The sequence below is a fragment of the Bacillus sp. SIMBA_008 genome, assembly GCF_046535495.1.
In the GTDB taxonomy this organism is placed as follows: domain Bacteria; phylum Bacillota; class Bacilli; order Bacillales; family Bacillaceae; genus Bacillus; species Bacillus subtilis.
Window position 1 is genome coordinate 1 of the sequence record NZ_JAWRWL010000364.1, and the last position, 277, is coordinate 277.

The following is a 277-nucleotide window of genomic DNA, read 5'->3' on the forward strand; positions in this document are numbered from 1 at the left end:
GCATTTACATGAGGAGCTTACAACAGAAAGAGTGGCGTCTCACAGTGCAGTATCGATGTACCATTTTCATCGCATCTTTCAAAGATATGTTGGGATGAGTGTAACGGATTATATTCGAAAGAGAAGGTTAACTCATGCTGCGCAAGCCTTAGTGTCAACGGAGAGGGCTGTTATTGATATTGCAGTACAATACGGCTTTTCCTCACAAGAGGCATTTACGAGAGCTTTTAAAAGAATGTTTCAATTGCCACCGAAGAAATATCGAAAGTACTTCCAG

The 277-nt window shown here is 41.2% G+C and carries 1 protein-coding gene; it reads left to right on the forward strand.

The features are described from left to right. On the forward strand, positions 1-277 hold a 277-nt coding region (locus SB658_RS23615; protein ID WP_410602730.1), incomplete at both ends, for a helix-turn-helix transcriptional regulator.